Annotated in this window: 15 protein-coding genes and 1 tRNA gene; 6 read left to right on the plus strand and 10 right to left on the minus strand. The window is 55.3% G+C overall.

From position 1 onward, the window contains the following. Positions 1–30 precede the first annotated feature (30 nt). Genes yajC through queA form a run of 3 tightly spaced genes read right to left on the minus strand, consistent with a single transcriptional unit; the run spans position 31 to position 2,631 of the window. Positions 31–366 (minus strand): preprotein translocase subunit YajC, encoded by a 336-nt coding sequence (gene yajC / locus AAGQ88_RS21500; RefSeq protein WP_002552468.1) that lies wholly within the window; start codon positions 364–366, stop codon positions 31–33. A gap of 55 nt (positions 367–421) precedes the next feature. Beyond that, the gene (tgt, locus tag AAGQ88_RS21505) at positions 422–1,537 is read right to left on the minus strand and encodes a tRNA guanosine(34) transglycosylase Tgt (RefSeq protein WP_093462967.1); all 1,116 of its coding nucleotides are present in this window, start codon (positions 1,535–1,537) and stop codon (positions 422–424) included. A gap of 14 nt (positions 1,538–1,551) precedes the next feature. Then, positions 1,552–2,631, minus strand: a complete 1,080-nt coding sequence (queA, locus tag AAGQ88_RS21510; protein ID WP_342653502.1) for a tRNA preQ1(34) S-adenosylmethionine ribosyltransferase-isomerase QueA — start codon at positions 2,629–2,631, stop codon at positions 1,552–1,554. Positions 2,632–2,739: 108 nt separating this feature from the next. On the opposite strand from queA, the gene AAGQ88_RS21515 reads away from it, so the two are divergent. From AAGQ88_RS21515 to AAGQ88_RS21525, 3 genes are all read left to right on the plus strand, one after another. After that, a tRNA-Leu gene (locus AAGQ88_RS21515) sits at positions 2,740–2,824 on the plus strand. A gap of 250 nt (positions 2,825–3,074) precedes the next feature. After that, the gene (locus AAGQ88_RS21520) at positions 3,075–3,527 is read left to right on the plus strand and encodes a hypothetical protein (protein WP_342653503.1); all 453 of its coding nucleotides are present in this window, start codon (positions 3,075–3,077) and stop codon (positions 3,525–3,527) included. An 8-nt stretch (positions 3,528–3,535) separates the two neighbouring features. Continuing rightward, positions 3,536–4,093, plus strand: coding sequence for a hypothetical protein (locus AAGQ88_RS21525; RefSeq protein ID WP_342653504.1), 558 nt, complete (start codon positions 3,536–3,538; stop codon positions 4,091–4,093). A gap of 983 nt (positions 4,094–5,076) precedes the next feature. Here AAGQ88_RS21525 and AAGQ88_RS21530 read toward each other — a convergent pair. Next, positions 5,077–5,781 carry an SOS response-associated peptidase family protein gene (locus AAGQ88_RS21530; protein ID WP_342653505.1) on the minus strand — a complete coding sequence of 235 codons (705 nt, stop codon included), beginning with the start codon at positions 5,779–5,781 and terminating at the stop codon, positions 5,077–5,079. A gap of 98 nt (positions 5,782–5,879) precedes the next feature. On the opposite strand from AAGQ88_RS21530, the gene umuD reads away from it, so the two are divergent. From umuD to AAGQ88_RS21545, 3 genes are all read left to right on the plus strand, one after another. Then, the gene (umuD, locus tag AAGQ88_RS21535; RefSeq protein WP_342655857.1) at positions 5,880–6,311 is read left to right on the plus strand and encodes a translesion error-prone DNA polymerase V autoproteolytic subunit; all 432 of its coding nucleotides are present in this window, start codon (positions 5,880–5,882) and stop codon (positions 6,309–6,311) included. After that, a complete protein-coding gene (gene umuC / locus AAGQ88_RS21540) occupies positions 6,298–7,578 on the plus strand; it encodes a translesion error-prone DNA polymerase V subunit UmuC (protein WP_342653506.1) in 1,281 nt (426 codons plus the stop codon). Before umuD ends, umuC begins: the two co-directional genes overlap by 14 nt. A gap of 113 nt (positions 7,579–7,691) precedes the next feature. Next, entirely contained in the window at positions 7,692–9,188 is a 1,497-nt protein-coding gene (locus AAGQ88_RS21545; RefSeq protein WP_342653507.1) for a HEPN domain-containing protein, read from the plus strand. A 39-nt stretch (positions 9,189–9,227) separates the two neighbouring features. Here the strand turns inward: AAGQ88_RS21545 and AAGQ88_RS21550 are convergent, their stop codons facing one another. Genes AAGQ88_RS21550 through AAGQ88_RS21575 form a run of 6 tightly spaced genes read right to left on the minus strand, consistent with a single transcriptional unit; the run spans position 9,228 to position 14,480 of the window. After that, positions 9,228–10,199 carry a hypothetical protein gene (locus AAGQ88_RS21550; protein WP_342653508.1) on the minus strand — a complete coding sequence of 324 codons (972 nt, stop codon included), beginning with the start codon at positions 10,197–10,199 and terminating at the stop codon, positions 9,228–9,230. Further along, the gene (locus tag AAGQ88_RS21555) at positions 10,184–10,882 is read right to left on the minus strand and encodes a hypothetical protein (protein ID WP_342653509.1); all 699 of its coding nucleotides are present in this window, start codon (positions 10,880–10,882) and stop codon (positions 10,184–10,186) included. The genes AAGQ88_RS21550 and AAGQ88_RS21555 overlap by 16 nt, the downstream gene beginning before the upstream one ends. Next, positions 10,879–11,409 carry a DNA-binding protein gene (locus AAGQ88_RS21560; protein WP_342653510.1) on the minus strand — a complete coding sequence of 177 codons (531 nt, stop codon included), beginning with the start codon at positions 11,407–11,409 and terminating at the stop codon, positions 10,879–10,881. The genes AAGQ88_RS21555 and AAGQ88_RS21560 overlap by 4 nt, the downstream gene beginning before the upstream one ends. Next, a complete protein-coding gene (locus AAGQ88_RS21565) occupies positions 11,406–12,332 on the minus strand; it encodes a hypothetical protein (RefSeq protein ID WP_342653511.1) in 927 nt (308 codons plus the stop codon). Before AAGQ88_RS21565 ends, AAGQ88_RS21560 begins: the two co-directional genes overlap by 4 nt. Beyond that, positions 12,329–12,904: a hypothetical protein gene (locus AAGQ88_RS21570; protein WP_342653512.1), complete on the minus strand. Its 576-nt coding sequence runs from the start codon at positions 12,902–12,904 to the stop codon at positions 12,329–12,331. The genes AAGQ88_RS21565 and AAGQ88_RS21570 overlap by 4 nt, the downstream gene beginning before the upstream one ends. A gap of 10 nt (positions 12,905–12,914) precedes the next feature. Next, entirely contained in the window at positions 12,915–14,480 is a 1,566-nt protein-coding gene (locus AAGQ88_RS21575; RefSeq protein WP_342653513.1) for a phage tail protein, read from the minus strand. Position 14,481: the final 1 nt, after the last annotated feature.

A 14,481-nucleotide genomic window follows, 5' to 3' on the forward strand; every position in this document is an offset into this window, starting at 1 on the left:
CGCGCCCCGTCGATTGGTAAAAGACTGGAATCAGATGGCTTTCAGAGTGCCCTTGGGCAGGGTGGCAGCGATGGCGCCCTTCTGGATCTTCAGCTCAACGGTGTCGGACACTTCGATAACAACGAAGTCGTCGGTCACTTTGTTGATCTTGCCGGCAATACCGCCGGAAGTGACGACTTCATCGCCTTTCTGCAAGTTGCCCAGAAGGTTCTTCTGTTCTTTGGCACGCTTGGCCTGTGGACGCCAGATCATCAGATAGAAGATGACCAGAAAGCCGACCAGGAAAATCCACTCGAAGCCCGAACCTGCGGGGCCTGCAGCAGGTGCCGCTGCATCCGCGAAAGCGGGAGAGATGAAAAAGCTCATTTAACACTCCAGTTGCATAATTTTAATAATAGGAAGCGGTAAGACCGGATGTCGCTCAGTCCAACGGCGGCGTGGCAAGCCCGCGTTTGGCATAGAACGTGTCGACAAAGGCGGCCAATGTACCCTGTTGAATAGCCTCGCGCAAACCAGCCATAAGCAGCTGGTAATGCCGCAAATTGTGGATCGTATTGAGCATGCTCCCCAGCATTTCTCCGCACTTGTCCAAGTGATGCAGATAAGCGCGAGAGAAGTTCTTGCAGGTGTAGCAATCGCAGGTCGGATCCAGCGGCGAGTCATCGTGACGATGAAACGCATTACGAATCTTCAGGACACCGGTGTCGATGAACAGATGACCGTTGCGGGCATTGCGCGTAGGCATGACGCAGTCGAACATGTCGACTCCGCGACGCACACCTTCAACCAGGTCTTCAGGCTTGCCTACACCCATAAGGTAACGAGGTTTGTCAGCCGGCATGCGTCCTGGCAGGTAATCCAGAACCTTGATCATTTCGTGCTTGGGCTCGCCCACCGAGAGGCCGCCGATGGCCAGGCCGTCGAAGTCGAGTTCGTTCAGGCCGTCCAGCGAGCGCATGCGCAGATTCTCGTGCATGCCGCCCTGCACGATGCCAAACAACGCGGCAGTGTTCTCGCCATGGGCGATCTTCGAACGCTTGGCCCAGCGCAGCGACAGTTCCATGGAAGTACGCGCGACGTCCTCGTCGGCCGGATACGGCGTGCATTCGTCGAAGATCATCACGATGTCGGAGCCCAGGTCGCGCTGAACCTGCATCGACTCTTCAGGGCCCATGAAGACCTTGGCACCGTCGACCGGCGAGGCGAAGGTCACGCCTTCTTCCTTGATCTTGCGCATGGCGCCGAGGCTGAACACCTGGAAGCCGCCGGAGTCCGTCAGAATCGGACCCTTCCATTGCATGAAATCGTGCAGATCGCCGTGAGCTTTGATCACTTCGGTGCCGGGACGCAGCCACAGATGGAAGGTGTTGCCCAGAATGATCTGCGCGCCAGTGGCCTCGATATCCCGGGGCAACATGCCCTTGACGGTGCCATACGTGCCGACCGGCATGAACGCCGGGGTTTCGACGACGCCACGCGGAAAGGTCAGACGACCACGACGAGCCTTGCCATCGGTGGCAAGCAGCTCGAACGACATACGACAGGTGCGACTCATGCTGGATCCTCTGGGGCCGAGTCCACCGGGTCATTACCCTGAGGCGCAGTCGGCGCGGGATTGCGGGTGATGAACATGGCATCCCCGTAACTGAAAAAGCGGTAACCGTGCTCCACTGCAGCCGCGTAGGCGGCCATGGTTTCCGGGTAACCGGCGAATGCCGAAACCAGCATCAAGAGCGTGGATTCAGGCAAATGAAAATTGGTGACCAGCGCATCGACCACATGGAACGGCCGGCCAGGGTAGATGAAGATATCGGTGTCGCCGCTGAATGCCTTGAGCACGCCATCCCGGGCCGCGCTTTCCAGCGAGCGCACGCTGGTCGTCCCCACTGCAACGACCCGCCCGCCGCGCGCACGGCACGCCGCGACGGCATCGACCACTTCCTGAGTGACTTCAAGCCACTCGTTGTGCATGTGGTGATCTTCGATCCGCTCGACACGCACCGGCTGAAACGTCCCCGCCCCCACGTGCAGCGTCACGAACGCAGTCTGGACGCCCTTCTCGGCAATCGCGTCCATCATGATCCGGTCGAAATGCAGACCCGCCGTGGGCGCCGCCACCGCACCGGCCCGCTGCGCGTAAACAGTCTGATAACGCTCGCGGTCGGCGTCATCGTCCGGGCGATCTATATAAGGAGGCAGCGGCATGTGGCCCACGCGCTCGAGCAACGGCAGCACCGGCTCGGCAAAACGCAGCTCGAACAACGCATCGTGGCGCGCAACCATTTCGGCTTCGCCACCGCCATCGATCAAGATGGTCGAACCCGCTTTGGGCGACTTGCTGGAGCGTACATGAGCCAGCACGCGATGCTGATCCAGCACGCGCTCAACCAGAATTTCCAGCTTGCCGCCCGAAGCCTTCTGCCCGAACAGACGCGCCGGGATCACCCGGGTATTGTTGAAAACCATGAGATCGCCGGGACGCAGATGCTCCAGCAGATCAGTGAATTGGCGATGTGCCAGCGCGCCGCTCGGCCCGTCGAGGGTGAGCAAACGGCTGCTGCGTCGCTCGGCCAGGGGATGGCGAGCGATCAATGCATCGGGGAGTTCGAAGGTAAAGTCAGCGACACGCATGATGGGGTTCGTCTAGCAGGGCCGGGAAGTTTAGCGGAAAACCTGAAAATTGACCATGAAACATGATTGACCAACGGTAGGCTCGTCTCTATACTTCGCCGCCATTGAGCCCTGATGGCGGAATTGGTAGACGCGGCGGATTCAAAATCCGTTTTCGAAAGGAGTGGGAGTTCGAGTCTCCCTCGGGGCACCAGCTCAACGAAGAAAGGCCTTGATATTCAAGGCCTTTTTTTTCGTCTGGCGTAAAAATGGCGTAAGGACATGCACCTGCGATGCTTTGCTCCCATACATTGCGTTTGATCAGCGCTCGAGCAGCCCCGCTGCTCACCGGAGCTGCCTCCGCTTCGATGCACCGCTGGCCAATTCTTGGCCTACCCCTTGCCCGTGTGCGCGCGATCTGAGTGGCTAATAATTGTACCTATAGTCCCGGCCTGAGTCTCATTATGACAACCCAAAATCTATTTGAAGTCTTAGAACAAGTTGAAGATGTAACCAACTTTCAAGTACGAGAATCTGAAGAGATGGAGGACATTGTTTTCTACGATTTCGCCTTCGACTTCTCAGATATCAAGTTTGTCGGACGGCAAATCGTAAGCCCTTTATTCACGCTCAACACATTTAATCTACATTTTGAGTACGTACTAAAGAAGGAAGCTACTAAGTTAAGCATTCTTGAGGCAGTCAACAAATATAACGCCGACAGGCCCTTACTCAAGGTAGCCCTAGCAAAATATAAAGGAAGAAAATTAGAGCTGAAATTTTCATCAGACTTTATATGTGACGATGCCAAGATTGTTCAGGGACAAATGGAGGCTCTGGTGAAAATCATGGCACCAACACCAAACGATTTTGTGCGCTACCTCACTCAGAAAAAGATCTTTTTGACGCAGGAGTGAGGTCGCAAATGGGCGTCGTCAATATCATCTTCGTATGCGCATCCTCCATATTGTATTACTGGATCGTCAGCTATTTTAAGGAACTGTCCTTAACCAAGGAGTGGGCGTATAACGTTGCGGTTCCATGCCTTGTCGCAACCACGTTTTTAATTAATTATATCAAAGACAAAATCTCCGAAAGAGACCCATCCAGCAAGTTGTGTAAAGCCACTAACGAACTGGCCTCACTGAAAGCGTCCTACGATTCAGACATAAAAAAGATTGAAAAGAACAATGAGGAATCGCGTAAAGCATTCGAAAAGAGGCACGAAAAGGAAATAAAAGCGCTAACGGCCGATATAACTCATCTGACGGGCAAGCTTTCCGTTAAGGATACGATAATCCACGGCATCAGGAACGGAATAACCACGGGGCTAATCAAACACGGCGAGACACCAGCACTTCTCCAGTACGTGAAAGACCTGGCCACGAATATTAACTCCGACCTCGACGTTAATACGCTGGCTCCTGTGTTCAACGACGAAACGAAGAAATACATCGAGATGTTTAAAAAAATTGAACAATGACCTTTCTACTGACCGCCAGACTAAGGGCGCAGGTAATTCGCCCATTTAGAGCTGGCTACTGATCGCGACCCTCTCAGGCAGATATCGACGAACGCATCAGATCGTCACGGCAGGCGGCTTGAGAGGTTTGAGCGCGCAGGAGAGATTCTGAGCGACTCCTGCACCTGCCATTCAATTTTTGGTTCAGCCATGGGAAAAGGGTAATTTTGGTAATCGCTCGTCGAAATTCGTTGGAAAACCTTTGAAATCAAGGGATTGAAGTGAATTGTTAAAGGTAATAATAGGGTAATTTCATAGTAATCTACTTACCTTTTGAAGGGGTTAGATTCTTACCTTTGAAAATCCATATAAAACAATCACTTAAAAAAAAATTACCTTTCTAATTACCCCAAATTACCTTTGCTGGTAATTGCTCAAAGCCACGCCCCATGAGGCTTGCAGCCCGGTTCTGACACCTCATTCCCGAAATTACCTTTTTCCCAGCCCTCAACTGGAAATGGCAGCGCGCCAGTATTTTTCGAGCCCCTTTTCAAGCATGCAGACTGAGCCAGATTGGGTTCAAAACTCATGCAGCGATTTGAAAGCCTTGAAATGCCCGCAATCCCGGCGCAGCCGCGGTTTTAGCGGCATGCGTCGGTTTGGGTGATCCCTCTCGACCCTCCGTTAATTAGGCCGTTCGTCAGCGTCACCGAATTCAAAAACCTGCGTAATCAGATGTTTTCAGATTTTTCACCCAGCAAAACCGGGCCTCGAGCCTCAAGGCGTGACATAGGCGTTCGAAAGTGAGAAACGCATCCGCGCTGCACTTCTGTTCAAAAGTTTGCAAACTGTGAAACGGCCAATGCCCTGCGAAGGCCCATTACCGGCGCGGCCTGCAGGTCGCTTTGCACTACAGCTGGATTTGCACAAAAAACGGACGTGGAGCCCGTCGGCGGGAGGGGGATAAGTGTTTTTTCCGGAGATTTTTTTATCCCGGGGCGAATTTACTCGTCCTGGGACTCTGGCACGATCAGCTCAGGGCCTTGGTTGCGAACATTGCCCACTGCCTTCCCAACGGTATGCCAGGTGAACTGCTCGGTGGGCCTGCAGCATTCCCTGGCAATCTCGGCGGCGCGTTCCGGGGTCGTCTCCGGGTCGACCCATTCGCGAGCGTGTTCCGGGCTCAACACCACAGGCCGGCGATCGTGAATGTCGACCATCCCCTGGTCTGAATCGGCGGTGATGATCACGAACCCGTCCTGCGGATCCGGCTCGAGCCCCTGGTGAACTTCGGCCAGCGCGGCGAAGAACATCGGGCCGCCTTCCTTCAACTTGATGAAGTACGGCTGCTTTTTCTTCGGATCATTCGGATCCTTGACCCATTCAAACCAGCCGTTCGCTGGGGCCAGTGCGCGACCGTTCGGCCATAGCTGTTTGAAGAACTTCCCGGTCATCGCCGTTTCGACCCTGGCATTGATAGGCGCCGGACGCTTGCCTTCACCTTTCGCCCAGAATGGCGACCAACCCCAACGCACCTTGTCGACGCTCAGCCCCTGTTCAGTGGGCCTGATGATTTCCACTCTGGTCGTGGGCGCGACGTTGTAGCGGTCGATCGGCCAAAGATCGTAGCCATTGATGACCAGCTGCTTCGGGGCCAGCTCTTTGAGGTAGTGATCCATCGGCTCGTAGATCGAGTAGCGTCCGCACATGCTGTCACCCGTCGAAATTTCCCATACATGAGATTGACCGCAAGCAACCCAGAACGTTTACTGTATGCACGTACAGTATAGGTTTTAAGGTGAACACCATGAGCGTGACCATACTCGGTCCCGTAGCGACAGGCGGACACACGCTGCCGCTCTACTCCTTTCACGTGCCAGCTGGTTTCCCGTCGCCAGCTGCCGATCACATCGAAAAGCACATTTCGCTCGATGAGCTTTTCGATATCCGTGCCCCACACGTGTACCTGGTCAAGATCGGCGGTGACAGCATGCAGGGCGCCGGCATCTATTCCGGCGACCTTGTGATTGTCGACCGAAGCCTGGATGCAAGCCACGGCGACATTGTGATTGCCGCAATCAATTCAGAGCCCGTCTGCAAGCGTCTGCACCGCAGTGAAAACGCGGTCATCCTCATGTCAGAAAATCCGAAATACCCGCCTCGGTATGTGATGGAAGGCGACGAGCTGGTGATCTGGGGTGTCGTCAAATACAGCGTCCGCGACCATGACAACGCCTGAACCGGTTTTCGCACTGATCGACTGTAATAGCTTCTACGCGAGCTGTGAGCGCGTGTTCCGGCCCGATCTGGCAAAGACGCCGATCGTTGTGCTTTCGAATAACGATGGCTGCGTGATCGCGCGAAGCTACGACGCAAAGCCGTTTGTGAAGATGGGTGCGCCCTACTTCCAGATCAAGGACGATCTGCGCCGCAATGGCGTTGTGGCGTTCAGCAGCAACTATGCGCTTTATGGCGACATGAGCGAACGCGTCATGACCATTATCGAGTCGATGGTGCCGGCGCTCGAGGTCTACAGCATTGATGAAGCGTTCGCGGATCTCACAGGCATACCTGGAGACCTGACGACGTTCGGCCGGCAGATCCGCGCTGCGATCTATAAGCGCACCGGTATCCCCGTTGGTGTCGGGATCGCCCGAACCAAGACCCTGGCCAAGCTGGCGAACCACACGGCGAAACGTCTCCTGGACATCACCGGCGGGGTCGTCGATATTTGCGATCCCTTCAAGCGTGACTGGACGCTGCGCAATACCGATGTAGGTGAAGTCTGGGGCGTAGGCAAGCGGATGAAGGCCCATCTGGAAGTGCTGGGCATTAAGACTGCGATGGATCTGGCGCAGGCCGATGCCTGGACGTTGAGGAAGAAATTCAGCGTCGTGATCGAGAAGACTGCCCGCGAGCTGGCGGGTACGCCATGCCTCGAGCTGGGCGAAGCCGAGCCACCCAAGCAGGAGATTTGCTGCAGCAGGATGTTCGGCACGCGGCTGACCACGATCGAACCAATCAAAGAGGCGGTGGCGACCTACACCCAGCGGGCTGCCGAGAAACTGCGTGCTCAGAACTCGTTCTGCAAGAAAATCCGGGTCAGCATCCGCACGGGCATGTTCAACCCGGAAGAAGCGAAATACGCCAACGGTGCCATGGTCGAGCTGCCTTACCCGACCAACGACGTGAGGCTGATGACCAAAGGTGCGACCGAGGCCGTGAATCGTCTGTTCAGGCCTGGCTTCAAGTACAGCAAAGCCGAAGTGCTGCTGATGGATCTGCGTCAGCCTGGTGAATTTACGGACGATCTATTCGCGCCGGCTCAACCCGTCGAAGCTGCGAAGATCATGGGCGTGCTCGATGAGATAAATTCGAGGTGGGGCCGCGGCACACTGCGCGTCGCTAGCGTGCCGACCAACCCCGGATGGGCCATGAGGCGAGACCTGATGAGTCAGAGCTTTACTACACGCCTTGACCAGCTATGGACCGTAAACAGCAACTGAACCCACCGCCGCTATAGTGGCTGTCTTACTCCCTGCGACGTCACGCAAGCAGCTCTTGGAATTTTGCGCTACGTTGCAGAATGGTTAAGCACAACGATCGAGAGGCGGGCGCAATGGAGAAGGAAAAGATTTTTTGCTGTTTATTTATTGGTGATAAAAAAATCTTAGGGCAATTGCTGCTGGCTAAAGACAAGTCGTTAGCTTCGCTAACAAGTAGACATCCGATTCCCTATGAAGAAAAACCGCATACGATTCTCGGAGAATCGATAGATCATAAAAAAATCACCTTGATTGATTGTGTAGGAAACCAGCCTGCGCTGGTTGGCGACTCAAGGTCAATGCAGTACAAACGTGACATTTTCCCACACTATACAGCGATAGGCTCAGTGCATATTTTGCCCGAGGCTAGTTCAATCACGTCAGTTACCTTTGAAGCTGAAGATATAGGTCTAATATTTGGGCATCGAGACGATATTGGCATGTTCGTTCCAAACCCAGAAGATCTAGCCAGCCTGATTAAAAAATCTAAGCATGGACAAATAGTGGAATTAGGAGAGCATCCTGTCGCATTCTATCAAGCAGGCAGAAGTCCTTCATTTGAGCAGGAACTATCGTTTGGCTCGCTTACGATAGATGCACTGTGGTCATATAAGGCAAACGACAGAACAGGGATTGAGCTCCCGATAAAGAATGTCGCAACAATAAAGTTTACAAACCCTTTAACATTCGATGAAATGATGGCCAAATTAAGCTCAATTTCGGATTTCATCAGTGTTGTTTCGGGAAGATTTCAAGAAGTAAGAGATATTGCGATAACGACTACTGACATACCGACAGATAGTTTGGACAGAGTGGATCTCCACTGGAGCCTAGCACCAACGTTAGGAACTGGTTTTGTGAGTACAGAGCGGGATGCACCGGTGACTGCCAGTTCTGCCCCACAAGAGCTGCCTAATGTGTTGAAGAATTGGCTTGAAAGGCACCACGAATGGCTACCAGCCAGGCTTCGAATCCTCAACTGGCAGAAGCAGGGCAGAATTTATGAAGATAACCGTCTTGTTGCCGCCGCTAACGCATTCGACATTCTCCCGAAAGACGTGTATCCGGAAATTGCAAAGCCATCGCAGGAATTATTAGAAGCTAAGTCGGCATGTAAACGAATTTTGAATAGCCTTCCAGCAAGCGAAGAGAAGGAAGGAGCATTGAACACCTTGGCGTATTGGGGAGGAATGACGCTCAAGAAAAAAATCATCAGTCGAGCGTCAATTGTGCAGCGTGCCCTTGCAGAACCTCTCAAAGATTTGGAAGCCATCTTGAAAACTGCTTGCGACGTTAGGAACTATTACGTACATGGAACAGACAGGATTGGCATTCATCATTTCGAAACATTACAACCGCTGCTAACCGACGCGTTAGAGTTCACATTTATCGCCTCTGACCTTATCGAGTGCGGTTGGGACATCAACCGGTGGATCAATAGGGGAATCTCAATATCGCACCCTTTATCATTTTTTTATCGCACCTATGAGGAAGATCTGAAAAACTATAATTTAGCCCAAGCAGCTGCGAAGTCAGAGAAAGAGCAGCGCAAAAAGGAATCAGATGACTGATATACAATCCTTCATTCTTAACCCGGTGCCTCGCTAGGACTAAAGCGTGACAAATTTTAATTTTGTGGATAAGAGCTTAGCAGCAACTGCATCTTCAATGAATGCAGCTGCGGTAGTTGGAGTCGGACTGGAACCATGCACATGACTAGAGATTTCTCCAGCCAAACGTTCAATAAGATCCAGCGTGTCGCAAAGCACTTGAAAGATGTTCACTGACTCCGACCCGACATGGTTTTTTGGAGCGATCATGCGCTGGCTGATTCTGGCCATGCTGTTCCGAAGCCCCTTGATCAGCTCCTGCATGTCGCCGCCAATTGCGGCGTTATGCTTCTGCCCGACAACCAGGTTGAAGTCCCGCCCAGTTGCCTGATGGAGGTCATCGAGCGCGGCGACGGTCGCTGTGCCTGCAGAATTGAGCTTGAGCGCGCCCAGGGCCTCGATCTTCTTGATGCCGCCTACTGTTTCAGTCGAGTGATGCTCGACCTGCTGGACATGCGACTGGTACTGCTCCTGGTTGGTGTGCGCCTCAACCTCGCGCTCAATCGCCTGGTCTCGAATCTTGCCGTCAGTCAACCGCGACCAGTTGCCGTCCGCGTCGACGCGCTGCTGAACCGCATCGCTGTGCTGCCATACCTGATCACCTTTCGGCACCTTCGGCAGGCTCAAGCCATGCGGCAGGATCGTCTGGATGTAGGGGTTGCTCGGTGATCCATAGGCGAAGCAGACGACGACCCGCGTGCCCTCCTCGGGAAAGCCATAGACGCCCATCTCTTCGCCGCCGGTAGGAACTGGCAGCGGCACGCCATGCAGGATTGGCATCTGCGGATCAGGCTCGCCGTCAGGACGCAGCACCTCGATGTCGACCGCATATCGCGGGCGGAAGTCATCGCATATGCCGGCGCCGGCGGGCGCATCTGCAATGCTGACAACCCTCGCGAATCGCGGCAGGTGATAGCCACCGGTCAGCTCAGGAAACTGGCGTTCTACGCTGCGTTTTATTGCGTCGTCCATCTGATCCCCATCTGAGTACCGCTGAGCGTGACGCTGGTGATGCGCTCGCCCTGGTTGATTGTTGCGCCTGGTCGAAGTCCTGGAAGAACCGAAATCATCGCGCTCTGGTTGCCCTGATAGCCGTCGAACAGCTGGACCGGCAGCTGCAGCGGTGCTCGAGCACCAAAGAAGCTGTCCTTCCAACTGCCCACAAACACGTCACCGTCACCCTGTTGTTGCCAGATAAAGTCCGGGACGTTGAACACCTGGGCGATGCTGTCCATCGCCTGATATCCCGCCGCAAGGCTGTAGAAAAATGGTGCCTTCACGCCGGCGTAAGGCTGGTCCGGAACCCGAAAGCGCAGGCCGGTCTTACTGCTGACCTCGGCCAGCACGGCGCGCAGGTCCACGTGCCGCAGATTCAGCGGCAGTGGATTGGCCAGCACGGCGGCCAGTTCCCGGCACAGCACGACTAGCTGCACGCTGTTGATCACGGTGCAGCGCTCAACATACCCAATGAAATGGCGCTGCAGCGTGCTCTCGTTGTAGCCGATATCAAACGTCACCAGGCCTTTGACCGGCGCCTCTGCCTTGATCGTGAACGTTGCCCGCCCCGGGCTTTTCAGATCCAGCCTGACGTCGTCCTTCACCAGCTGGTGAACAGATCCGCCGATCGACAGCACCTTGTGAAGTTTCTGGCTCACGATTTGCCGCCCAGGTAATCGTCGACGTTTTTCAGCACTGCCTCAAAACCGGTCAACTCCTGCGCGCCAGACGCAGCAGAACCGCCGACGCCTTCACCTGGTGCTGACTGGGCGTTGACTGCACTGGCCGCGCGCCGGTTCTCAACCTTCTCGGGATTCGACAGCTTCTCGGTGAGCGTGAACTGGATGATCCACTGCGACAGCGTGTCGTCTTCGCGGGCACTGACCCCCTCGGAAAACTGCACCTGGCGTATCCCGAACGCCTCGGCCGTGTCGTTGACGATCCGATAAGTGTGCGGCTGGCCACCGCCTGCCGTGCCCTCGGCCAGACGCATCAACGCGCGCAGCTGGTCGCTGTCCTTGTAGCGGATCATCAGGGAAACCGTCAGCGTCTTGGGCTTGAAGCCTTTGTGTGACGTGTCGGTGCTGCTGGTCTGGCCTGACATGTCGTCGCTGTCGATCTTGAGGTTCGCGGTCACCTTCATCCGAAAGCCTGTCACCAGCTGCCCGTCGAGTAACATTGTCATAGGCCGATCAGCTCCTGGACAAAGCTCAAACCCGCCTTCGAACCGACCAGCATAAGGCCGGACGACAGCACCCATTCATGCCCTGGCGCGTCGTCACCCTCGAGCAGCTGCTTACGCAGCTCAGCGGTATCACCCGGCCCGATCAGGCGGGCTTGCACAGTCGGCTGATCGTCACCGTTCTCGAGCAGCGCTTTGAGGTCGGTCAGCCTCTGATCCTGGTCAACTGCCTGCTGCGCCTTACGTTGGGCCAGTGAGGCAAGATCGGCGAGCGGCGAGCTGTCCGATGCATAGCTTTCCATCATTGCCAGTTGACCGTTGAACGACTGGGTGGCCGTTTTGACCACGGTGCAGCTCTCCAAAGGCATATCGGCCCATTGAGGCTGCATGCCGGCGGTCTGGATCTGCAGCTTCTCCGATTCCAGCTTCACCAGGTTGCGGGCTCGTCTCTCGGCGCGCTGCAGATCGGCGATCGGCAGCAACGCGTTGAATTTCGATAAAGCATTGGCCATGACATCAAAGCCAGTCCCGAGGAACAGCAGCACCAGGGCGTACTGCTCGCCCTGCGGCCGCGCTGCGTCAGTGGCATCGTCGAGTTTGGCTGCAAGGTGCTGCAGCACGTTGGGGGCCGACAGAAAGCGCTGGTAACCGGAGCCCTGCCCAACCCCGCTTTGGAACGGCGTCACCACGATGCACTTCGGTATTTCCCCAAACTGCGCATCGAGCGCAGCGCGACCGCTGGCCACAACGTTTTTGACCACCTCGCCGATCGTGCTTGGATCTGTTGTGGCCAGACCGTCGAGCCCGCTCAGCCGCAGACCTGTTTCCAGCAGGTTGCCGCGTGCCGCGTCCTTGGCGTCTTTCAGCAGGTCCATCCAGCCAGTGGCCTGCTCTGGCCATCGAATTGCTAAGGATGTCCAGCTCATGAAGGCTCCACTTCCCAGCGCACTGCAGCTATGGCCGGAAAATCAACAGCGGCATAGGCTCTGTCCAGGGACTGCTTTAGATCGGTCGCTTTTTTCAAGAAATGAAGTTTTAAGAGGTTGAAGTCTTCACCTACTTGCAGCAGTTGTACGGCTGTGTGGGCGCGAAACTGTTTATCCCCATCGTCATCACGACACGGAAATGAACTGTCCTTGCCGATCTGGATGACGGCGTTTAGATTCAGTTGGTCCTCGACTCGACTGTCGTAAAAAAAAGGATTCCCGAGGGCTGAAGACCAGAAGCCAGCAACTATCGCTTGTTCGCAGTGCAGGTTTATCTCGTCACGTTTCTCGGCATAAAGTATTTGTAGCCGTGTCGAATCATCAACCACGGGAGCCTTGGAGATCGGCAGCATCAAGCTCTGGTCGAAGACGATAGGTAAACCTCGTGACTGCCCCTGGAGCAAAGCCTCGTATGTTTCGTCGGTGATCGGTATGCAATCATCGGGACGATCGTGGTGCAGACCATCAACAAGGAAAGCGTGCAAAGTAGGACTGTAAAAATAACCTGACATAGTGGGCTCCCTAATAACCGATTGCGATGTAGTGGTAATTTGCAGATACCGTTGCGTTACCGCTGAAACCGCTTTTTGTTAGGGATCCCGGCGAAATGTTCATGACCTCGACTGAGGAGCCGACGTTTTCCCCAGAACTGACGTCCAGCACAAATGCACCATGGGGGAAGGAGATGGGAAACAAGAAGGGCGTGGGACTGGCTGAAATAGAAGCAATTCCCCACTGAATGATGAGCCCACCCATCCAAGTCGGAAACGCGATGTAACCGTTAGCGGAATACCGAATCAGAAAGCCCCATCGCAGTTTTTTCGGGGTGATGTATGCAGTGTCGTCCTCCCCTGCATCAGTCAAGACTTGGCTGGCTATCTTGGCACTCCCGGCAACAGACTCAGTCGCTTGGGTACTTGTGGTGATTAACGTAACGTCGGCCTCACCATTGAATAAGACGTTCCCGCTTACAGCCCCGCTTAACGTAATTTTTCTCGCCGTTGCAAGCTTGACCGCGACACCCACTGCGGTAACCCCTGAGACGATATTGGCGATCGCGTTCCAGATTGCGGTCCCTAACGACTTTACCGCCTTGGTGGTGGCCAGCACGGCACTGCTGTTCGTCTCCACGTCGTCGCTGATTGCATTCGGGATGTTGCCCAGCTTGACGTCTTCTTTGGTCGTCGCCCTGGCACGCAGCAGCTCGTAATCCCCGGTACGCAATGCCCACTGCTGTACCAACGGACCATTGATGGCTTCGACGGGGCGCCGATCGGTGATGCCTGCAGCAGCGATATCGGCGATCGGGACCAGGTAATGCTTCACGCCCAGCGAATCGCTATAGTCGGTCTTATCGGCACCGAAAACGATCGCCCAGCTGGCCACAACGTCGTTCAGCTCCCGCTGCAGGGCGACATCGAGCCAAGCCGTCGCCGGAAGTGCAGGCGGAACAACAGCAAGCGCTGCAGACCGGACCAGCCGGATCCCTTCGACATAAGCGGTGCCGGGCTTGAGCTGATAGGCATTCCCGACTTTTTCCAGCTGCAGCGAGCTGCCGAAGAAGCAGGCACGGCCGTAAACGTCGCGGTTGCTCAGGCGCTCGCGCTCATCGATGCCCGCCAGACGCACCGTGAAGTCGTGCTGCCAGGTGCTGGCATCGATCGTGATTCCGGTCAGTGCCTGGGCGCCATCGAATGCCACCAGGAAGTTACGGGTCAGGTTGTTGCCAATCTGCAGGGGCGGCACGTTTCGGCGCTTCTGCTGCACCGGAACATACGCGACAGCCAGCAGAACGTTCTCAGCCGTCTCGAGGCCGATCCAGTTGAAATCCCAGTCGCCGACATCGGAGCCGATCTGCGCGCTGTAGACCACCTGGTTCGGGTTCACATAGCCGGCGTTGTCCGGCGGCAACGGGTACGTGTAGACGATGTTCGCCGCTGCAGGCTTGGCCGCAGCCCGGTCGACAGGACCGCTCGGATCAAGCCCTGGAACATTGGCGAAGATGAAACGCGCGACCTGCAGCCCGGCATGGGCGGCTTGTTTCTGAGCAATCAGGCTTTCGCCGGCAAGGGTAATACTGGCACCCATG

The organism is Pseudomonas sp. F3-2, from assembly GCF_038804275.1.
Lineage (GTDB): Bacteria > Pseudomonadota > Gammaproteobacteria > Pseudomonadales > Pseudomonadaceae > Aquipseudomonas.